General features: G+C 52.1%; 19 protein-coding genes. 5 read left to right on the top strand and 14 right to left on the bottom strand.

Features of this window, described 5'->3' with window-relative positions; all coding sequences use genetic code 11:
• Positions 1-2: 2 nt before the first annotated feature.
• Positions 3-410 carry an OsmC family protein gene (locus SBO83_RS13795; RefSeq protein ID WP_185689089.1) on the bottom strand — a complete coding sequence of 136 codons (408 nt, stop codon included), beginning with the start codon at positions 408-410 and terminating at the stop codon, positions 3-5.
• Positions 411-774: 364 nt separating this feature from the next.
• Between SBO83_RS13795 and crp the strand changes: the two genes are divergently transcribed.
• Together crp and SBO83_RS13785 are read left to right on the top strand one after the other, a co-directional pair.
• Complete coding sequence (gene crp / locus SBO83_RS13790) at positions 775-1407, top strand: cAMP-activated global transcriptional regulator CRP (protein WP_034793770.1); 633 nt, start codon at positions 775-777, stop codon at positions 1405-1407.
• 97 nt (positions 1408-1504) lie between these two features.
• Complete coding sequence (locus SBO83_RS13785) at positions 1505-3580, top strand: YccS/YhfK family putative transporter (RefSeq protein WP_396131928.1); 2076 nt, start codon at positions 1505-1507, stop codon at positions 3578-3580.
• 634 nt (positions 3581-4214) lie between these two features.
• Here the strand turns inward: SBO83_RS13785 and argD are convergent.
• The 12 genes from argD to ppiA form a co-directional block, all read right to left on the bottom strand.
• Positions 4215-5432, bottom strand: coding sequence for a bifunctional acetylornithine/succinyldiaminopimelate transaminase (gene argD / locus SBO83_RS13780; RefSeq protein ID WP_396131927.1), 1218 nt, complete (start codon positions 5430-5432; stop codon positions 4215-4217).
• A 177-nt stretch (positions 5433-5609) separates the two neighbouring features.
• Entirely contained in the window at positions 5610-6185 is a 576-nt protein-coding gene (locus SBO83_RS13775) for an aminodeoxychorismate synthase component II (protein ID WP_396131926.1), read from the bottom strand.
• Between the two features lie 175 nt (positions 6186-6360).
• The gene (locus tag SBO83_RS13770; RefSeq protein WP_396131898.1) at positions 6361-8478 is read right to left on the bottom strand and encodes an ABC transporter transmembrane domain-containing protein; all 2118 of its coding nucleotides are present in this window, start codon (positions 8476-8478) and stop codon (positions 6361-6363) included.
• Positions 8468-9763: an HlyD family secretion protein gene (locus SBO83_RS13765; protein ID WP_396131897.1), complete on the bottom strand. Its 1296-nt coding sequence runs from the start codon at positions 9761-9763 to the stop codon at positions 8468-8470. Before SBO83_RS13765 ends, SBO83_RS13770 begins: the two co-directional genes overlap by 11 nt.
• 204 nt (positions 9764-9967) lie before the next feature.
• Positions 9968-10195 (bottom strand): hypothetical protein, encoded by a 228-nt coding sequence (locus SBO83_RS13760; protein ID WP_396131896.1) that lies wholly within the window; start codon positions 10193-10195, stop codon positions 9968-9970.
• A 409-nt stretch (positions 10196-10604) separates the two neighbouring features.
• Entirely contained in the window at positions 10605-10841 is a 237-nt protein-coding gene (locus SBO83_RS13755) for a hypothetical protein (protein WP_396131895.1), read from the bottom strand.
• 39 nt (positions 10842-10880) lie between these two features.
• Positions 10881-11114: a hypothetical protein gene (locus SBO83_RS13750; protein WP_396131894.1), complete on the bottom strand. Its 234-nt coding sequence runs from the start codon at positions 11112-11114 to the stop codon at positions 10881-10883.
• Between the two features lie 39 nt (positions 11115-11153).
• Positions 11154-11387: a hypothetical protein gene (locus SBO83_RS13745; RefSeq protein ID WP_396131893.1), complete on the bottom strand. Its 234-nt coding sequence runs from the start codon at positions 11385-11387 to the stop codon at positions 11154-11156.
• A 415-nt stretch (positions 11388-11802) separates the two neighbouring features.
• Positions 11803-12405 carry a putative adenosine monophosphate-protein transferase Fic gene (locus tag SBO83_RS13740; protein WP_396131892.1) on the bottom strand — a complete coding sequence of 201 codons (603 nt, stop codon included), beginning with the start codon at positions 12403-12405 and terminating at the stop codon, positions 11803-11805.
• Positions 12395-12565, bottom strand: coding sequence for a YhfG family protein (locus SBO83_RS13735; protein WP_353503586.1), 171 nt, complete (start codon positions 12563-12565; stop codon positions 12395-12397). The genes SBO83_RS13740 and SBO83_RS13735 overlap by 11 nt, the downstream gene beginning before the upstream one ends.
• A 134-nt stretch (positions 12566-12699) precedes the next feature.
• Positions 12700-14223 carry a helicase HerA-like domain-containing protein gene (locus SBO83_RS13730; RefSeq protein WP_396131891.1) on the bottom strand — a complete coding sequence of 508 codons (1524 nt, stop codon included), beginning with the start codon at positions 14221-14223 and terminating at the stop codon, positions 12700-12702.
• 141 nt (positions 14224-14364) lie between these two features.
• The gene (gene ppiA, locus SBO83_RS13725) at positions 14365-14934 is read right to left on the bottom strand and encodes a peptidylprolyl isomerase A (RefSeq protein WP_034793783.1); all 570 of its coding nucleotides are present in this window, start codon (positions 14932-14934) and stop codon (positions 14365-14367) included.
• 333 nt (positions 14935-15267) lie between these two features.
• Here ppiA and SBO83_RS13720 point away from each other — a divergent pair, with 333 nt between their 5' ends.
• Genes SBO83_RS13720 through SBO83_RS13710 form a run of 3 tightly spaced genes read left to right on the top strand, consistent with a single transcriptional unit; the run spans position 15268 to position 17934 of the window.
• On the top strand, positions 15268-15591 hold the full coding sequence (locus tag SBO83_RS13720; protein WP_396131890.1) for a PTS sugar transporter subunit IIB: 324 nt from the start codon (positions 15268-15270) through the stop codon (positions 15589-15591).
• Positions 15578-16885 carry a family 4 glycosyl hydrolase gene (locus SBO83_RS13715; protein ID WP_396131889.1) on the top strand — a complete coding sequence of 436 codons (1308 nt, stop codon included), beginning with the start codon at positions 15578-15580 and terminating at the stop codon, positions 16883-16885. The genes SBO83_RS13720 and SBO83_RS13715 overlap by 14 nt, the downstream gene beginning before the upstream one ends.
• A gap of 38 nt (positions 16886-16923) precedes the next feature.
• Positions 16924-17934 carry a substrate-binding domain-containing protein gene (locus SBO83_RS13710; RefSeq protein WP_396131888.1) on the top strand — a complete coding sequence of 337 codons (1011 nt, stop codon included), beginning with the start codon at positions 16924-16926 and terminating at the stop codon, positions 17932-17934.
• On the opposite strand, the gene SBO83_RS13705 is transcribed toward SBO83_RS13710, so the two are convergent.
• Positions 17931-19214, bottom strand: a complete 1284-nt coding sequence (locus SBO83_RS13705) for a cytosine deaminase (protein WP_396131887.1) — start codon at positions 19212-19214, stop codon at positions 17931-17933. The genes SBO83_RS13710 and SBO83_RS13705 overlap by 4 nt on opposite strands.
• Positions 19215-19243: the final 29 nt, after the last annotated feature.

The raw sequence follows: 19243 nt of genomic DNA, 5'->3' as shown, positions 1-19243 counted from the left end.
GCTTATTCCGCTTCGACGATTTCAAAGCTGTGGGTGATGGTGGCGGCTTTGCCCAGCATCAATGAAACAGAACAGTATTTCTCGGCGGACAAGGCCACGGCGCGCTCGACCACTTTGTCAGTCAAATCTTTGCCGCTGACAATAAAATGCAGGTTGATGCGCGTGAACAGGCGCGGTGCTTCTTCGCGGCGTTCTGAGGTCAGTTTCACTTCGCAATTGTGCACCTCGTTGCGACCTTTTTGCAGAATCGACACCACGTCGATGGCGCTGCAACCTCCCGCAGACATCAGCAACATTTCCATCGGGCTTGGGGCCTTGTCGCCCGCATTGCCGTCCATCAGAACCTGATGTCCAGAGGCGGATTCACCCAAAAATGTCAGCCCTTCAACCCATTTTACCCGTGCCTGCATGTGCCATACTCCTGATGCGTTTATGAAGCAGAAATTTCCTTCAGACTACTCTTTTAGAAAAAAACCGGCAACGTAACCCGATCGCCATCATGCTGAAGCGAGACAACAGAAGACACCCGCGCAAACCTGTGCTACAAACAAAGCCGTTACACACTGTTTCAGTAAATTGCGGTGATGGGTTTGTGGTTTTCACTCTGAAGCCACGGTGTTAACAGAAATATTCAGATTCTTGTTTCACTCCGACTCCCGCTTGCAGCATTGCTGGACAGTTCATATGCTAAAAGGGCGCGTATTTAAAGACGCCGTACAGGGAACTCTGAGCCCTGTGATTTTGGGCAGCGATAACAACAGAGGATAATAGCAAATGGTTCTCGGCAAGCCACAAACAGACCCTACTCTCGAATGGTTCCTGTCTCACTGTCATATACATAAGTATCCTTCTAAAAGTACGCTGATTCACCAAGGTGAAAAGGCCGAAACGCTTTACTACATCGTGAAAGGGTCGGTTGCCGTCCTGATTAAAGATGAAGAAGGCAAAGAGATGATACTGTCCTACCTGAATCAAGGTGACTTCATCGGCGAGCTGGGACTCTTCGAAGAAGGTCAGGAACGTAGTGCTTGGGTTCGTGCAAAAACTGCCTGCGAAGTGGCTGAAATTTCCTATAAAAAATTCCGCCAGTTGATTCAGGTTAATCCGGACATTCTGATGCGCTTATCCGCTCAGATGGCGACACGCCTGCAAGTAACCTCTGAGAAAGTCGGTAACCTGGCTTTCCTCGACGTTACCGGCCGTATCGCGCAGACCTTGCTGAATCTGGCAAAACAACCGGATGCGATGACTCACCCAGACGGGATGCAGATCAAAATCACTCGTCAGGAAATTGGCCAGATCGTGGGTTGCTCCCGCGAAACCGTTGGTCGAATTCTAAAAATGCTGGAAGATCAGAGCCTGATCTCCGCTCACGGTAAAACGATTGTCGTTTACGGCACACGTTAATTCCCTGAGAAACGGCGCGGCAGGCAACTGTCGCGCCGTTTTTATTGGAGCCTAGGGAGACTGATTGATAGTGCGTGTTAAGCAGCAACGCATGAGATTGTGGCGTCGGTTTTTCTATCATCCCGAGGTCAACTACGCGCTACGCCAGACGCTGGTACTGGCAATTCCGGTCGCTATCGGCTGGATGTTCGGCCAGTTGCAAATGGGCCTGCTGTTCTCGCTGGTGCCCGCCTGCTGCAACATTTCTGGTCTGGATACTCCCCACAAACGCTTTTTCAAACGCCTGATTGTCGGCGGCTCTCTGTTTGCATTCGGCAGCGTGATGCTGCAACTGATGCTGGTGAATTGGCACATTCCCCTGCCCCTTATTATGTTATCGCTGGCGCTGATTATTGGCGTGACCGGCGAGATTGGCCCACTGCACGCGCGTTTACTGCCGGGTGCGCTGGTGGCCACCATTTTCACCCTGAGCATGGCCGGGCTGGTGCCCATCTGGCACGCGCCGCTGCTGTATATCGTCGGCACTGCGTGGTACGGGCTGTTTAACTGGGTTTGGTTTCGCCTCTCTGAAGAGCAACCAATGCGCGAAACCCTCAGCCAGCTTTATATCCAGCTGGCCGACTATTTCGAAGCCAAATACAGCCTGCTCACCCAACACACCGATCCGGAAACCGCGCTGCCGCCGCTGCTGAAACGCCAGCAGCAGGTGATCGATCTGATCGCCCTGCTCTACCAGCAATTGCACATGTTGCCGCAGCAGGGGCATCACCAGCACAAGAGGCTGTTTCAGCGTTTTCAGGTGGCGCTCGATTTACAGGAGCACATCGCCGTCAGCCTGCATTTGCCCGAAGAAGTGCAGAAGCTGGTGGAAGAGAGCCACGCCGAGGCGGTGATTCGCCGCAATGCGCAGGTGATCGCCGCCCGTCTGCGAGTGATCGCCGATGACATTCTCTATCACCGCCGCTCGGACCGTTTCAACATGACCAATGAACTCGCGGCGCTGGAGAAAATTGCCTCGCGCTATCGCGATAACCCGGTCGGCCAATTCTGTTATTACCACTTTAGCCGTATTGCTCGCTTGCTGCGCACTCAGCGCCCACTCTACCGCCGCGACCTAATGCAGACGCAAAACCGCCTGCCGTTCTGGCCTGCGCTGAAAAGCTATCTCTCTTTTAAATCCGCCGCGCTACGCAATGCCGCCCGGCTGGGCGTGATGCTGGCTATTGGCAGCAGTCTCGGGCTGTTTTTCAATTTGCCGAAGCCCTATTGGATTTTGATGACGGTGATGTTGGTCAGCCAAAACGGCTACAACGCCACGCGGGTGCGGATCCAGCACCGTGCGCTCGGCACGCTGGTTGGGCTGCTGGTCGCCTCGGGGCTGTTGCAGTTGCAGCTTCCCGAAAGCGTTACCCTACTGAGCATGCTGGTGATCACCGTGGTGTCTTACACCGTGCTGCGCAAGAACTACGGGCTGGCGACCATTGGTATTACGGTGACGGCGGTGTACACCCTGCAACTGCTGGCGATGAACGGCGCACACTTCCTCGTCCCAAGGCTTATCGACACCCTGATTGGCTGCGCGCTGGCCTTCGGCGGCACCCTGTGGCTGTGGCCGCAGTGGCAGAGCGGGCTGTTGCGGCAAAATGCCTATCAGGCGCTGGAGAGCGACCAAACCGCCATCCGCCTGCTGCTCGAGGAAGACCCCGACCCGGAGAAACTGGCTTATGCGCGCATGAAGGTCAATCAGGCTCATAACGCGCTGTTTACCTCATTGAATCAGGCCATGCAGGAGCCGGGCTTTAATTCGCGCTATCTGGCCGATATGCGTCTGTGGGTGACCCACAGCCAGTTTATCGTCGAGCATATCAACGCCATGACCATTCTGGCTCGCGAACACTATATGCTGACCCCGCAGTTAGCGATGGATTATCTACAGCGTTGCGAAATCGCGCTGCAAAGCTGCCAACAGCGCCTGACCTACGATGGCCCAAGTAGTGAAAACAGCCTGTTCGCCGCGCCCGAGTTGCACCCCGACATGCCGATAACCGAGATGGAACGCCACCTGCGCCGCGTGCTGTCGCACCTCAGCGTGATGCACACGATTTCTTCACTCGCGTGGAAACAGCGCCCTCATCATGGGGTTTGGTTGACGAGGCGCGTTAAGGGGGGATGAGCAGATGGCGATCAGCGGGCGCTCTTCAATTCAACTTCAAGGTCAAGGTCGTGGGCATCGGCCCACACCGACCAGGGGGCGGCCTATCGCCGCCGCCCCCTGGACCCCCAGGCTCTTTTACTGCGCGCTCCGCTCGTTAGGCGGACGTGTTTCAGGTACTTCCGTTATCCACCGCAAAATGTCGCCGCTTAGGCGGTACCTTCGCTTCAGGCTTCGAGCCATAGGTCTCGAACCATTCGCTCAGCGCCATTTTTGACTGCGGTTTTGAGGCATCTCAACCGTGCCGTTTCAGTGATTTTGCTTTGCTCCCTCGCCTATTTAGGGGAGCAGAATAGCACTCCACTGAAACGGCACGGTGTAGAAGCCAGTAGGCCGCGTTCAGAAGTGACGCCGAGCAAGAGGTGGAAAACCGCGTGGCTTTTTACGCGGGTTGTAATCCCGCAGCGAGGGAACCGCCTAAGCGGCGGCTCTTCGCGGCTGTCACAAAGGTGCCTGAAACATGTCCATTCCAACCCTGCGCAGCCTCGGTCTTCCAACAGCGAAAACGCAGGATTCCAAAGGGTTTCGTTTAAAACCCTTTGGGCCAGTGTGGGCGGCGAGCCCACGGTCTTAACGTTAAAAGCGTCCGTCTCGCCTACGCCACCACCTTCCTAATGGCCTGCTTAAAGCGCTCCATCCCTTCTCTGATATCAGCAAACTCAATTACCAGCGATGGCGCGAAACGGATCACGTTCGGGCCGGCGACCAGTATCATTAAACCGGATTCGGCGGCGGCTTTGAGGAAATCACCGGCGCGGTTTTTATAGGTGTCGGCAAGCTCGGCGCCAATCAGCAGCCCCTGCCCGCGCAGAGATTTGAACAGGCCGAACTCTTCATTAATCGCTTCCAGCGCCTGAATGAATTTCTCGCGGCGCTCCGCCACGCCCGACAATACCTCTGGCGTGTTAATAATATCTAGCGCGGCACCAGCCACGGCGCAGGCCAGTGGGTTGCCGCCGTAGGTGGTGCCGTGCTTGCCCGGCTCCATGACTGACGCCACTTCTTCCGTTGCCAGCATCGCGCTGACTGGGAAACCGCCGCCCAGCGCTTTTGCGGTGGTGATAATGTCCGGCTTCACGCCGTAATGCATATAGCTGAACAGCTTGCCGGAACGGCCCATGCCGGTTTGAACTTCGTCGAGCACCAACAAGGCTTGATGCTTATCGCACAGTTCGCGCAGACCTTGCATGAACTCTTGCGTGGCAGGCGTAACACCGCCTTCGCCCTGTACCGGCTCGACCACGATGGCGCAGGTGTGGTCATCAATCACGGCTTTAACGGCGTCGAGATCGTTGAAAGGCACATGGACTATGTCGGCAGGTTTTGGACCAAAGCCGTCGGAGTATTTCGGCTGCCCGCCCACGGTAACGGTGAAGAAAGTGCGGCCGTGGAAGGCGTTGTGGAAGGCAATGATTTTGCTTTTATAAGGGCTGTGGCGATGCGCGGCGTAGTAGCGTGCCAGCTTAAAGGCGGCCTCGTTGGCCTCGGCGCCAGAGTTAGCAAAAAATACGCGATCGGCAAAGGTCGCGTCGATCAGCTTCTGCGCCAGTCGTAATGCCGGTTCATTGGTGAAGACGTTACTCACATGCCACAGGGTTTCACCCTGCTCATGCAACGCTTTCACTAACACCGGATGGCAATGCCCCAGCGCGGTGACCGCAATACCGCCCGCAAAATCAACATACTCGGTACCCTGCTGATCCCAAACGCGGCTGCCTTTCCCTTTCACCGGAATGAACTGCGCTGGTGCATAAACCGGCAAAATAGTCCGATCGTGATCTTGACGCGTTACCGCTGATTTTTCCGCCATTATTTACATCCCCTTCAATACATTGCCTGACATAGCTTGTTGCTAACAAGCATGGTGCAGAGAGATCCACAGCCGACACGGATGTGAAAATATAGTCATAAAATATGCATAATAAATCACCCACAAGCAAACGGAAATCTGCCTTTGCAGGGAAGAAATTCTAAAGGGGGAGTTAAGCCATTAAATCTTAAGAAAATTATCTAACAGCTGGTGGCCCTGTTCGCTGAGGATGCTTTCGGGATGGAACTGCACCCCATGAAGAGGAAGCTGCTTATGGGCGATGCCCATGATCTCATCGGGATGACCATCGCGCTCAGTCCACGCGGTGAGAGTGAAACAGTCCGGCAGGCTTTCAGGGGTAACGATAAGGGAGTGATAGCGGGTGACGGTCAGCGGGTTGTTTAAACCCCGAAAAACGCTTTCTCCGTTGTGGCGAATAGACGAGGTTTTGCCGTGTACCGCCTTTCGGGCACGCACCACGCGGCCGCCAAAGGCCTGCGCCATAGCCTGATGACCAAGGCAGACGCCCAAAATCGGCAGCTTTTGGGCAAAATGGGTGATGGCGGCGAGGGAGATGCCCGCGTCGTCTGGGGTACAAGGGCCGGGCGAGATAACCAGATGGGAAGGAGCCAACTGCTCAATGTCGGCGAGGCTGAGTTGATCGTTACGCTTAACTAAAACGTCGGCACCCAGCTCGCAAAAATATTGATACAGGTTGTAGGTAAAGGAGTCGTAGTTGTCGATGAGCAGCAGCATTTCAGAGGTATCCCACTGATAAGTAAAAACATTCAGCTTCATCTACACTCAGATATCTACAGCAATCCACGCAATTCATTTTCGACCTGGCTTTTACCTAAATAAGTGCGGGCATTCTTGCACAAGCAGAAGGTATTGTGAAACCAGCCAGGCCGCTTCGCGTCAGATTATTCGACTAGGGCGCAGGAATGGCTACCCCCAAGGTGATCACTCGATTGGCGGAAGCAATCGTCGATGGCCGGTGCGCCACGATAATGCGAGTGATCTGCAACTGGGAAATCGATTTGTTGATGATCTCCTCGTTGTCCAAATCAAGATGGCTGGTCGCTTCATCCATAAAGATAATATTCGGCTTGCGATACAGTGCGCGGGCAATTAACAGCCTCTGCTTCTGCCCGCCGGACAGCCCGCTGCCCAGCTCGCCAATCAACGTCTCATAACCCATCGACATCTGCATAATTTCATTATGAATATTGCAATATACCGCGCAAGCCAGCATCAGTTCACGGTCCGGTTCCACATCAAAACTGACGATATTGTCGGCAATGGAGCCGGAAAACAGCTTATCTTCCTGTAACACGCAGGAAATGCTTTCCCGGTAGTTGTTCACGCCAATCTTATTAATGTCGAGTCCGTCGGCCAGCACCGTCCCCTGACTTGGAGGCAATAAGCCGGTCATCACCTTCAGTAAGGTGGTTTTACCTACCCCGGATGGGCCGACAATCGCCACGCTATCGCCAGGTTCAATGTTGAAACTCAACTCGCTGAATACCGGGCGAGATAAATCGTCATACTGAAAACCGAGTCCTTTAACTTCAAAAGAGATGGGCTTGTTTGGCGGGAAGACCTGACGCGCCGGCGCCTCTTGCTCAGCCTCAGTAAAGACAATGTCGGAGATCCTGTCGTTATGTAGCGATAACATGCGCAGCTGTAGAAACAGGTCAATAAGGTTGGAAGCGCGGCCGGAGAACTGCCCACGGTATGCATTGAACGCCATAAACATCCCCAGCGTCATGGCATTATCCACCACCATCGCGGCACCGAGCCAGAGAATAGCCACCTGATCAATGGCGGTAATAAAGGTATTAATACCGCCAAACAGCATGGTGAATCGGTTGAGGCGGATGCCGGTATTGGTGGCATCAATATTCAGATTCAGCCAAAAACGCGAACGCTTGTGGTTCAGCCCCAGCGCCTTAATGGTGGCCACACCGTAGAGGGTTTCCATAAAGTGGGAACCCGCCTTGGCGTCTTTAACAATTTTCTCTTCCGACAGTCGACGGTAAAAATCATACGTTGCCAGACGCATGATGGCGTAAAGGGCGGTAAAGCCAACCACCACCCAACATAGCCAGCCGCCGTAGGCCACCATCATCCCAATCAGGCCAATAGTCATGATGCCATCAATCACCCCACCGATAATGCTGTTGGTGAAAGTGCTGCGGATGGTATCTAGCGAGCTAAAGCGTGACTGAATATCGCCAAGATGGCGCTTCTCAAAGAAAGAGAGGGGCAAGCGAATCAGGTGATCGAAGAAGGAGTTTTTCCATTGCACATCAATCAGCGAGCCGATAACCAGCGACACCCAGCCGCGCAGCATGCTGACAAAGGAGCTAAAAATAATGGCCGTGAGCAAGCCGATACAGATAACCGAAAGCAGGCCGAGGTCCTTGGCCTGAATCACATGGTCCATCACCAGCTGGGTGCCCACTGGCGTCAGTAGGTTGATGGCTTCAATCACAATTGAGAGGAAGAATATCTTGGTTAACGCGCGCTTCAAACCGACAACGCTTCTTGCTAAGTCGAGCAGCTTGACGCGGGTTTTCAGCGTCTCTTTTTGAAACTTACTGTCGGGCCACAATTCCAGGGCTACGCCGGTAAAATGCTTAGACATATCCTGATGGGAGATAACCCGCTTACCAAAAGCCGGGTCGTGAACCACATAGCCAGAGCGTTTCACTGCCACCAATACCACGAAGTGATTCATATCCCAGTGCAATATGCATGGCAGTTTAAGCTGTTTAATTTCATCCATATCAAGCGCCAGCGAGCGGCTTTTTAAATTCACCGCCGTCGCTGACTGGACAATCGCATTTAAGGTCGCACCCTGGCTGGAAACTGAAAATTTCTGGCGGAAATTAAACATGTCGATATTCAGGCCATAATAGCCGCAAATCATCGCCAGACAAGCCAAGCCGCATTCAGACATTTCAGTTTGCAGAATATGCGGAACTTTTCTTTTAAATCCAAAATTCATTTTTTGGATAATATAGTTGAATGTATTATTTTTCATCGACTTGGCCAGTTACGCTGTCTTTAATGTTATAGAAAGGAGTGAACATCCACTGATATAAAGGCCGTTTTTCGAGGAAGACAATCGCTCTGGCTTTTAAACCATGGGATAAATACATCATCTTGCCTTTATCGCTAAAATCGGTTCTATTGATGGAAACCAAAACTTTATAATAATTATCCGTCAGCTCCCCTTTGGGGTCCGTCAATGCAGTACTGTATTGACCCAACTCCTGTTTGGATGCGGGCAATTTAGAAATAAGATCAATGGTGCCGGGGAACTGCCCAAATTTTTCTGATGGAAATGCGTCATAGCGGATATTAATTCCGTCACCAGTTTTAATATAAGGCAGACTGCTGCTTGGCAACCAAAGGAGAAGATAATATTTAATATCTTTAACCGGCATTATTTGCGCCAGACTGTTACCTGAACTGACCATTTGCCCGGTCGTCACGCTTAGCGATTCCACGATGCCCGCTGATTTTGCACTGACAATCACGCTTTCGCTGGCATCAGATTCAATCATCTTTCTGCGCAGATCGTTTAATTGAAATTCGTTTTGCGAAATTTGGTTATCAATGTCAGCTATCTGCGTTAACAGGTCGCTCTCAATTTTAGCCACCTGCAGCTCTTCCTGAATTGCCTGACTGTTTAAATTTTGATAAGTGCTTTGCTGCTGGTAAAACTGACTGCGGTGGTTATTAAGTTGATCTTTATTGATTAAACCGCGAGTCAAATATTCTTCGTAACTTTTTAGACCTTGACGCATGTTTTCTACGCCCCGGCGCGAGCTTTCGACTAATCTGCGGGTTTCTTTATTAGATTCGGTATATTTTTTCAGCTGGCTCTTTAAGTTCTCGGCGGTAACATGCCGGTTTTTCTTCAAATGCGCAGTAATTGCTTCAAGATTAACGACCTGTTTTTCAAGAGCAATTTTAGTTTCAGCGCTAACATTGCCTGATGAGGTGGTATGAGAGAGATCAATGGCGTAGATAGGATCGCCTTTTTTGATTTCATCTCCCACTTTGACATAAGCCTTGGTGATGTATCCCTGTTGTGGCGCATAAATATTGACGGAATGGGGCAGCGTGATCACTTCACCACTGACATCGATTCTTCGTGAATACTCACAAAAATAGAGAAATCCGCAAATAAAAATGATAAATGCTAATGAAATAAGACTGATTAACCATGGAGAGGCCCCTGCGAGCAACAAGGCTTTACCTTCCCATTGCTGCTTCTTATTTTCTAAGGCTTCTTGTCGAAAGATTCCTTTCCTGTTCATTACATCCCTTAATGTCAGCGCAAAAATGCATCCATGTATTCTTCTGTAATAGCCATACTGCCGCGATGATAGTCATCCCAGCACTAAGTCAATAATGTTCACTACTAATCTTCATCTAATATCCCTATTACTTTTACTTAAACACGGGCTAAAGATTCTTAGCCCGTGTGTATTACAGGTATTTTCTAACTAAGATAAATCTACTTACTTGCCGTGATATTCTGCCATGGTGCCTGCTAAGGCGCCCAGCAGAGTTGCAGTATCTACAACAACAGTTGAGTTTTTATCTTTGAAATTAACTGGAGTATTTGTAGCTGAACTGTGGAATGCCAATGCCAAGACACCAGTGAGGAAACCCACACCAGCACCTTTCCAAACGTTCCAGCCAGCACCAGATACTTCGTTCATTTCTACAACAGATAACTCTTTCATATAATATCCTTATTAAATTTTGATTTTTTTAGGTCAAAATCCTTGACCCACACAGTAGACTGCGTGAGTAATAATAGACATTATTCATCCCGAGTAAATTGGCTATTCTGACATAAGTATTTTCTTAGATCTTAAAAACACCTCTTCTTAATCACATGCCATTTTGGTGACATTTCGTTAACATTTAATCGTTTCTAATCATTAACTCTCTGCATCTACAGCCTAAATCAGCGCCTTCGCACGGCAAGTGAATGGGGGGTATGAAAAAGTTAACTCTGCCATCACTTTCATTTAAGAAACTTCGGATAATACCGTGGTGAAGTCACCACGGTATTAATTCAATCATTCTCACGGTGAACAGCCATTATTCTAATATGCATTGTGAAAATAACTGACTTTACTGCCTAGATTATGAACGCGCTTCGGCGATTGCGCCAGAAAGTGCACCTAGAACTGTCGATGCTGAAACAATCAATCGGTTTAATTCTGCCTGCTCTTCGTTTTTAGGAATATGCGATTCACCCCGCATCTTGCTAATTAAAATTCCAGACAAAAAACCTGACATAAAACCAACGCCAGCACCAGCCCAAAGACCCCAACCAGCACCAGATACTGCATTCATTTCTACAACAGATAACTCTTTCATATAATTTCCTTATTAATTTTATTGAGTCAGTGATTGCTATTAACGCGCTTCGGCGATTGCGCCAGAAAGTGCACCTAGAACTGTCGATGTTGTAAGAATCAATTGATTTAATTCTGTCTGCTCGTCGTTTTTAGGAATATGCGATTCACCCCGCATCTTGCTAATTAAAAAACAAGACAAGGCACCTGACATTAAACCAACGCCAGCCCCAGCCCAAGGCCCCCAGCCAGCGCCTGATACTGCATTCATTTCTACAACAGATAACTCTTTCATATAATTTCCTTATTAATTTTATTGAGTCAGTGATGGCTATTAACGCGCTTCGGCAATCGCGCCAGAAAGTGCACCTAGAACTGTCGATGTTGTAAGAATCAATCGATTTAATTCTGTCTGCTCGTCGTTTTTAGGAATATGCGATTCACCCCGCATCTTGCTAATTAAAAAACAAGACAAGGCACCTGACATTAAACCAACGCCAGCGCCAGCCCACAAGCCCCAACCAGCACCAGATACTGCATTCATTTCTACAACAGATAACTCTTTCATATAATATCCTTATTATTTTTCGATCATAAATATTCATCGAAGTTTTATATAAATTATCATCTATAGTACATAATAGTGATAATCCCTGATGGCATTCATCATTTATAAGCAATGCAAATGCTCTGCTAAATTAGCAATAATAACGAAGCGTTTGCCACCGACAAGAGACTAACAGAACAACTTTTCAGGAGTAAACTCATTTAAAAAAAAGCTCATTCTGTCTTATATATATCTAAGAAACCCACTAGACATTAATGAAAATAATTTCGATCAATACAGCGCAACTTATTTATAATTAAAAATTTAATATAAACAGCCGTTTAGTTTTCTGGTCAGTAAATAAAGTGGAAGAAGCTATCAGCGAGGGGGGCTTTCCCGGCCCTGACTTCAGAACCGGGTGAGAAGAAGGCAGATTTTACTTAGTATCTTCTATTTCAAGGACAGCCTGTTTAAAAAGGGCAGTTAGCAGCTGTTCATCACCAAAAACGGCTTTTTTATTGGCGTCTAACCAGCTTTCACGGTCGATATTTTTCCAATCAACGTCATAACCTGCGTGAATAATCAGTTGCTCGAAGAAGATGCGTTGCGCCCGCCCATTGCCGTCGCGGAACGGATGCAGCAGATTGATACCCGTATAGTAGTGAGCCAATTTCTTGCAGAAATCTTTGTGAGGAAGATCAACCAGATAACCCTCATCTTCCAGCTCCTGCATCAGCGCATTGCCCTCTTTCTCGATATAGGCGAAGTGGCAGAAAGGCGTGTCTTCTTTGTAGATATCCATTTCACGAAATTTACCAGCCCAAGGATAAATGTCCTGAAACAGCGTTTGGTGAATGGCGCAAAGGTGCGGCAGGCCCATCTCGGGTTGCCCAAGGGAGATAGTGGCGGCCCGCAGCGCGGTAAAGGCCATTTCCGCCTGCGCTAATCGATTCGCCTCGTGAATACCTAGTTTATTTTCTAGCACCTGGATACCGGGATAGAGATAGGGGTCGACGCCTGCATTCAGCTTATCGTTCATAGTGCCCCCTTAAGTCATCCAGTCGCTGGGCAACTTGCTCTGGGGTGAGGTTCACAAGCTCGATGTGCAAACCATCCAACAGTGAACTGGCTTGGAAATTGCGATTTTGGCGCTCTTTGAACAACTTCTCTTTCTGTTTCGCGGTCAGCTTGGTACTCATCTCGAACTCCTTAGCGTGGGTACGCTCGCTAGCGTATTTCTGAGGTAAGTATAGTCAGGGAAAGTGAGGGCAAAAAAAATGCCCGGCATTTGCAGGGCATTCTTAGAAAACGGCGGGATAGGGCTTACTTTGCGCTACTTCTTGCGACCACCCATAATAGAGCCAAGCACGCCGCGCAGGATCTGCCGACCTAAGTCGCGTGCCATGCTTTTGGCTGCGACCTGCACCACCCCGTCTTTTTTCCCGCCACGCGGGCCGGTAGAGCCGAAGAGGATCTCATTCAAGCTGCCCATCAAGCCGCCACCCTCAGCCTGCGTTGCAGCCGGCTTTTGCGCCGCCGTGCCAGCAGGCTGTGCCACGGTGCCAAAGCCCTGAGCCTGAATCTTTTCATACGCCGACTCGCGGTCAATGGCATCTTCATACCGGCCATATAGTGGCGATTTGTTCAGCGCGCTGTTCATCCCTTCATCGCCGAGCATGCCCATTTTGGATTCTGGCGCGATAACCATCGCCCGCTCGACCACGTTCGGGCGCCCTTTCTCATCGAGGAAGGAGACCAGCGCTTCGCCGACGCCCAGCTCGGAAATTGCCGTTTCAGCATCAAATTTCGGGTTAGCGCGCAGGGTCTGCGCCGCCGCTTTCACCGCCTTCTGGTCACGCGGCGTGAAAGCGCGCAGAGCATGCTGCACGCGATTTCCCAGCTGGCCGAGCACGCTGTCAGGAATATCCAGCGGGTTCTGTGTGACGAAATAGATACCCACCCCTTTCGAGCGAATCAGGCGAACAACCTGCTCAATCTTGGTCAACAGCGCGGCGGGAGCGTCGGTGAACAGCAGGTGCGCTTCGTCGAAGAAGAACACCAACTTTGGCTGCTCGGGGTCGCCGACTTCGGGCAGATGCTCGAACAGCTCCGCCAGTAGCCACAGTAAGAACACGGCATACAGCTTAGGCTGGTTAATCAGTTTATCCGCCGCCAGCAGGTTAATGATGCCCTGCCCATTGGCGTCAGTTTTCATCAAGTCTTTGATATCCAACATAGGTTCGCCGAAGAACTGGTTGGCGCCCTGTCCTTCCAGCGTCAGCAGCCCGCGCTGAATTGCGCCAATGGAAGCAGACGAAATGTTGCCGTACTGGGTCTGGAACTGTTTGGCGTTGTCACCCACCACTTGCACCATTGCGCGCAGGTCTTTCATGTCGAGCAGCAGCATGCCGCTGTCGTCAGCAATCTTAAACACCAGATTCAGCACGCCGGTTTGTACTTCATTCAGGTCGAGCAGGCGAGCCAGCAGCAGCGGGCCGAGATCTGACACCGTGGCGCGAATTGGGTGGCCTTTTTCGGCAAAAATATCCCATGGAATAATGGTGCAAGCCTGCGGTTGCCAGTCGGTGATGCCAATGCCCTGAAGCCGCGCATTCAGCTTGTCCGACGCCACGCCCGGTGCGCCAATCCCTGACAAATCACCTTTCACATCGGCCAAAAATACCGGCACGCCGATACGCGAAAATTGCTCGGCCATGCGTTGCAGGGTCACGGTTTTACCCGTGCCGGTCGCGCCGGTGATTAAACCGTGGCGGTTAGCCAGCGCAGGCAGTAGCGTCAAGTTTTGCACGGGTTTACCATCCTGCATGGCAACCGCGATCAGGCGGGGTTCACTCATTTCATTATCCTTTGAACAGGGGTGGGTTCTGGCACTGATTAAAACCTATAAGGCAGATGAATAGGCGTCAAGAAATCCGAATTTTTGGCATAAAAAAAGCCTCCGGATAGGAGGCTTTCGCATTCTTGCTGCTGGCTAAAATTATGGCAGGACTTTGGCAGAAAGGATAACCACAGGCGTGGTTGGCACGTTCTGATATGGGCCTACGTTATCGGTTTTCACCTGAGCGATTTTATCGACAACGTCCATCCCTTTGATAACTTTACCAAATACTGCGTAACCAAAGTCACGCTGGCCGTGGTCGAGGAAGGCGTTGTCGGCCACGTTGAAGAAGAACTGGCTGGTCGCGCTGTCTTTCTCAGAAGTACGGGCCATGGCGATGGTGCCGCGCAGGTTGCGCAAGCCATTGTCAGCTTCGTTTTTGATTGGCGCTTTGGTCTGCTTCTGCTGCATATCAGTGGTGAAACCCCCACCCTGAATCATGAAGCCAGGAATAACGCGATGGAAAATGGTGTTGTTGTAATAACCACTTTGCGCGTAATCGACGAAATTCTTCACAGAAACCGGTGCTTTAGCACTGTCGAGTTCGACTTCGATATTACCTGCGGAGGTCGTCAGCAGTACGTGTTGTTGTGCGGCAGCAAGTGCGGCAGGTGACAGCGCGGTGAGAGAGAGCAGCGCAGTGACGGTCACTAAAGTACGTTTAAACATGACGATTCCTTTATCCAAAATACAAACAACTGTACCCGATAGATTTCAAGATGCAGCTAGGCGGCAGCCCGCGCGGCTTCAGCTCGAAATCTAACGGGATAAACCCACTGATTCTAAAGAGCCTATACCTACAGTGCCAGAGCTTTACTTTTATTTACGTATAGCTATGACCTGCCAAGTAAAAAAAAGTTTTGTCGGCTATCTCTCGCTTTGTGACATGGGTGGTTTTTTGACAACGCTATCCGGCTAAGATATAAAAAATGAGAGCGCTCTCATTCTTCATTTTAAATCACATATCACTGAATCACACTTTCAAAAAGGCAGGAGTCGAACATGAAAAAAATTGTCCTTTGCTGTGCCGCAGGAATGTCGACCAGTATGTTGGTTCAGCGAATGCTGAGTGAGGCGAAAACCCGCGAGCTGCACGTCGACGTGCGCGCTGTGCCGGTGGCCGAGTTTGAACACATTATTGGCGAAGCCGACGTGGTGCTGCTCGGCCCGCAGGTACGCTATGAACTGGCCCGTCTCTCTGACCTCGCCACCCCGCTCGGCAAGAAAGTCGCGGTAATAGACATGATGGATTACGGCACCATGCGCGGCGACAAAGTGCTGGCGACGGCGCTGGAGCTTATCGGAGGTGCCCATGAGTCAGTTTAAAATCACCATTATCGGCGGTGGCAGCAGCTACACGCCGGAGCTGGTCGAAGGCTTGATCCTGCGCTTTAACGAGCTGCCGGTTACTGAACTGGCCTTAGTGGATGTCGAAGCGGGCCGCGAAAAAGTCACCATTATCTCCGAGCTGACCCGCCGCATGCTGGCGAAAGCCGAGCTGGAGCATGTCAAAGTCAGCGTGCATTTCGAGCTGGATGACGCCATTCGCGACGCCAAATTCGTGCTCACCCAGCTGCGCGTCGGCCAGCTCCCTGCCCGCGCCGCCGACGAGCGCCTCGGCTTGAAGTATGGCCTGATTGGCCAAGAAACCACCGGCGTGGGCGGCTTTGCCAAGGCGCTGCGTACCATCCCAGTGCTGCTAGAAATTGCTCGAAAAGTTGAAGAGTTAGCGCCAGATGCCTTCATCATCAACTTCACCAACCCAGCTGGGATCGTCACCGAAGCCGTGGCCCGCCACAGCAAAGCCAAAATCATTGGCCTGTGCAACGTACCCATCACCATGCACCACATGATTTCGAAAATGCTTGGCGCGAAGGATGAGGATATTCATCTGCAGTTCGCCGGGCTGAACCACATGGTGTGGGTGCATCGCGTGTTGGAGAAGGGCAAAGACGTGACGCAAAAGACGCTGGACTTGCTGTGCGACGGCGCGACGCTGACCATGAACAACATCAAGGATCAGCCGTGGAAGCCTGAGCTGCTGCGGGCGCTGGGGGTGATCCCTTGCCCATATCATCGCTATTTCTATCTGCCGCGCGCCATGCTGGAAGATGAGATTAAACAGGCGGCGGACGGCGGAACCCGTGCCGAAAAAGTGATGCAGGTGGAGAAAGAGCTGTTCGCGCTGTACGCCGATCCGAATCTGAATACCAAGCCGGAGCAGCTGAGTTTCCGCGGTGGCTCCTTCTATTCGGAAGTGGCACTGGAACTGATTCGCTCAATCCATAATAATCTCGGCACGCAAATGGTGGTAAATACATCAAATCACGGCGCTATTCATGGCTTACCGGATGACGCCGTGGTAGAAACCAACTGTATTATCGACGCCCACGGCGCGACACCGCTGGTGTTCGGGCGCTTAGCGCCGGTACTGCATACGCTGGCGGATCAGGTGAAAACCTTTGAGCGCCTGACCATCGACTGCGCGGTGCACGGCGACCGACAAAGCGGCCTGCTGGCGCTGATGACCAACCCGTTGGTCGGCGACGCCGCGCTGGCACAACAACTCTTCGATGAGGTTTTACAGCTCAACGCGCCGTATTTACCTCAATTTAGATAATTTCCCTGCCCCTGACTGGCGGGGCTACAGGAGCCAGTATGGTGACATTGGAAGACGTCGCAGCCTATGCCGGAGTGTCCCGGGCCACCGTTTCTCGGGTGGTGAATGGCGACCAAAAGGTCAAAGCAGCCACGCGTGAAATCGTGGTTCGGGCCATCGCGATGTTGGGCTACAGCCCGCATCCGGCGGCCCGTGCGCTGGCGTCGAGCCAAAGCCATACGCTGGGCTTAGTCACCACCTCTTATCGCGGCGCATTTTTTGGCGCGCTGATGGACGTGGTGCAAACCGAAGCCGAGTCGCAGGGGAAGCAGTTAGTCGTCACTCAAGGGCGTGATAGCGAGGAGAACGAACAGCAGGCCATTGCGCGGCTGTTCGGCTTACGCTGTGACGGCCTGATCCTGCACGTGCGCCACATCAGCGATGAACGCCTGAAACAGCTGGCCCACGACAACAATCCTTTCGTGCTGCTCGACCGTCTGGTGCCCGGACTGGAATCTCGCTGCATCAGCTTCGACCACGCCCTCGCCAGCCGCATCGCCACCCAGATGCTGCTCGACGCCGGTCATCAGCAGATAGCCTGTATCAGTGGGCCGCTGCTGCGCCACTCCGCCAAACTGCGCTGGCAAGGCTTCGCCGACGCCATGCAGCAGGCGGGGATTGCGCCTTTAGCGACGTTGGAGGGGGATTACAAACTGGATAGCGGCTTCCGCCACACCGACACTTTGTTACGCCAGCCGGTGAAGCCAACGGCGATTTACTGCTGCAACGAGGATATGGCAATTGGCGCCCTGCTTGCGATCAGCGAACACCGCCTGCGGGTGCCGGAAGATATTTCACTGATTTGCTATGACAGCGGCGAGCGCGCCGAGTTTGTGCGCCCGGCGCTGACCAGCGTGCACTTCCCGATAACCGACATGGCGCAGTTCGCCACGCGGCTACTGCTGGATGAACTGTCGCTCGAGGGCGATATCATCCACCAGCAGTTCCCACCGAAAATCGTCAGCCGCGACTCTATCGCGCCACCGCGCACTGACGCGCAGGCCGTCTAACTGTTGAAGTTGACCGACTCGGTTTTCTGCAAATGGATCACCGTCTGCGCGGGCTGCGTCTCGGCAATCACCACCCCGCGACGGATGGAGTAGCGCACTGGCGTCTGGCGGCGCACCGCGTCGAATCCGCTCTCAGCCGGGAGAATCACCAGATTGGCTTCATTGCCACTTTTCAAGTTATAGCCTTGAAGATTCAGGGTTTTGGCGCTGTAAGTGGTGATTAACTTCAGGCCATCGTCAATCTGCTGGTAGCCCATCAGTTGGCAGACATGCAGCCCCATGTGCAGCACTTGCAGCATGTTGGCGGTGCCCAACGGATACCACGGGTCGAACACGTCATCGTGGCCGAAACAGACGTTAATCCCGGCGTCGAGCATCTCTTTCACCCGCGTCACGCCGCGACGTTTCGGGTAAGTGTCAAAGCGACCTTGCAGATGAATATTCACCAGCGGATTGGCGACGAAGTTAATGCCGGACATCTTCAGCAGGCGGAACAGCCGCGAGGTATATGCCCCGTTGTAAGAGTGCATCGCGGTGGTATGGCTGGCGGTGACGCGCGCACCCATATTTTCGCGCAGGGCAAGAGCCGCGACGGTTTCCACAAAGCGCGACTGCTCGTCATCGATTTCATCGCAGTGTACGTCGACCAGCTTGTGGTACTTTTGCGCCAGCGCGAAGGTCTTGTGCAGCGACTCCACGCCATACTCGCGGGTAAATTCAAAGTGAGGAATGGCCCCCACCACGTCGGCCCCCAGCCTCAGCGCCTCTTCCAGCAAGGCTTCGCCATTGGGATAGGACATGATGCCTTCCTGCGGGAAAGCGACAATCTGCACGTCGACCCAAGGCGCGACTTCGGCCTTCACTTCCAGCATGGCTTTCAGCGCGGTCAGCGTCGGGTCAGAGACATCCACGTGGGTTCGCACATGTTGGATACCGTTGGCAATCTGCCACTTGAGGGTCTGCCACGCACGCGCTTTGACATCCTCGTGGGTCAACTGCGCCTTGCGCTCGGCCCAGCGTTCAATGCCTTCGAACAGGGTGCCGGACTGGTTCCACGCCGGTTGCCCGGCAGTCTGGGTGGTATCGAGATGAATATGCGGTTCGACAAACGGCGGGATCGCCAGCCCGCCCTGAGCATCCAGCACGCCCTCGGTCTGCCCATTCCCCTGCGGCTGACTGGTGATTTGGCGAATGCGCCCGCCTTCGATTTGAATCTGCCACAACCCGTCGGCGTAAGGCAGTCGAACGTTTTTGATAGTTTGCAAAGTGGTCTGAGTCACCTGTTACCTCGCTGAGAATTTGATGTTCT

Source organism: Ewingella allii (assembly GCF_044430645.1).
GTDB lineage: Bacteria > Pseudomonadota > Gammaproteobacteria > Enterobacterales > Enterobacteriaceae > Ewingella > Ewingella allii.
This window is presented reverse-complemented; position numbering and strand designations above follow the sequence as displayed.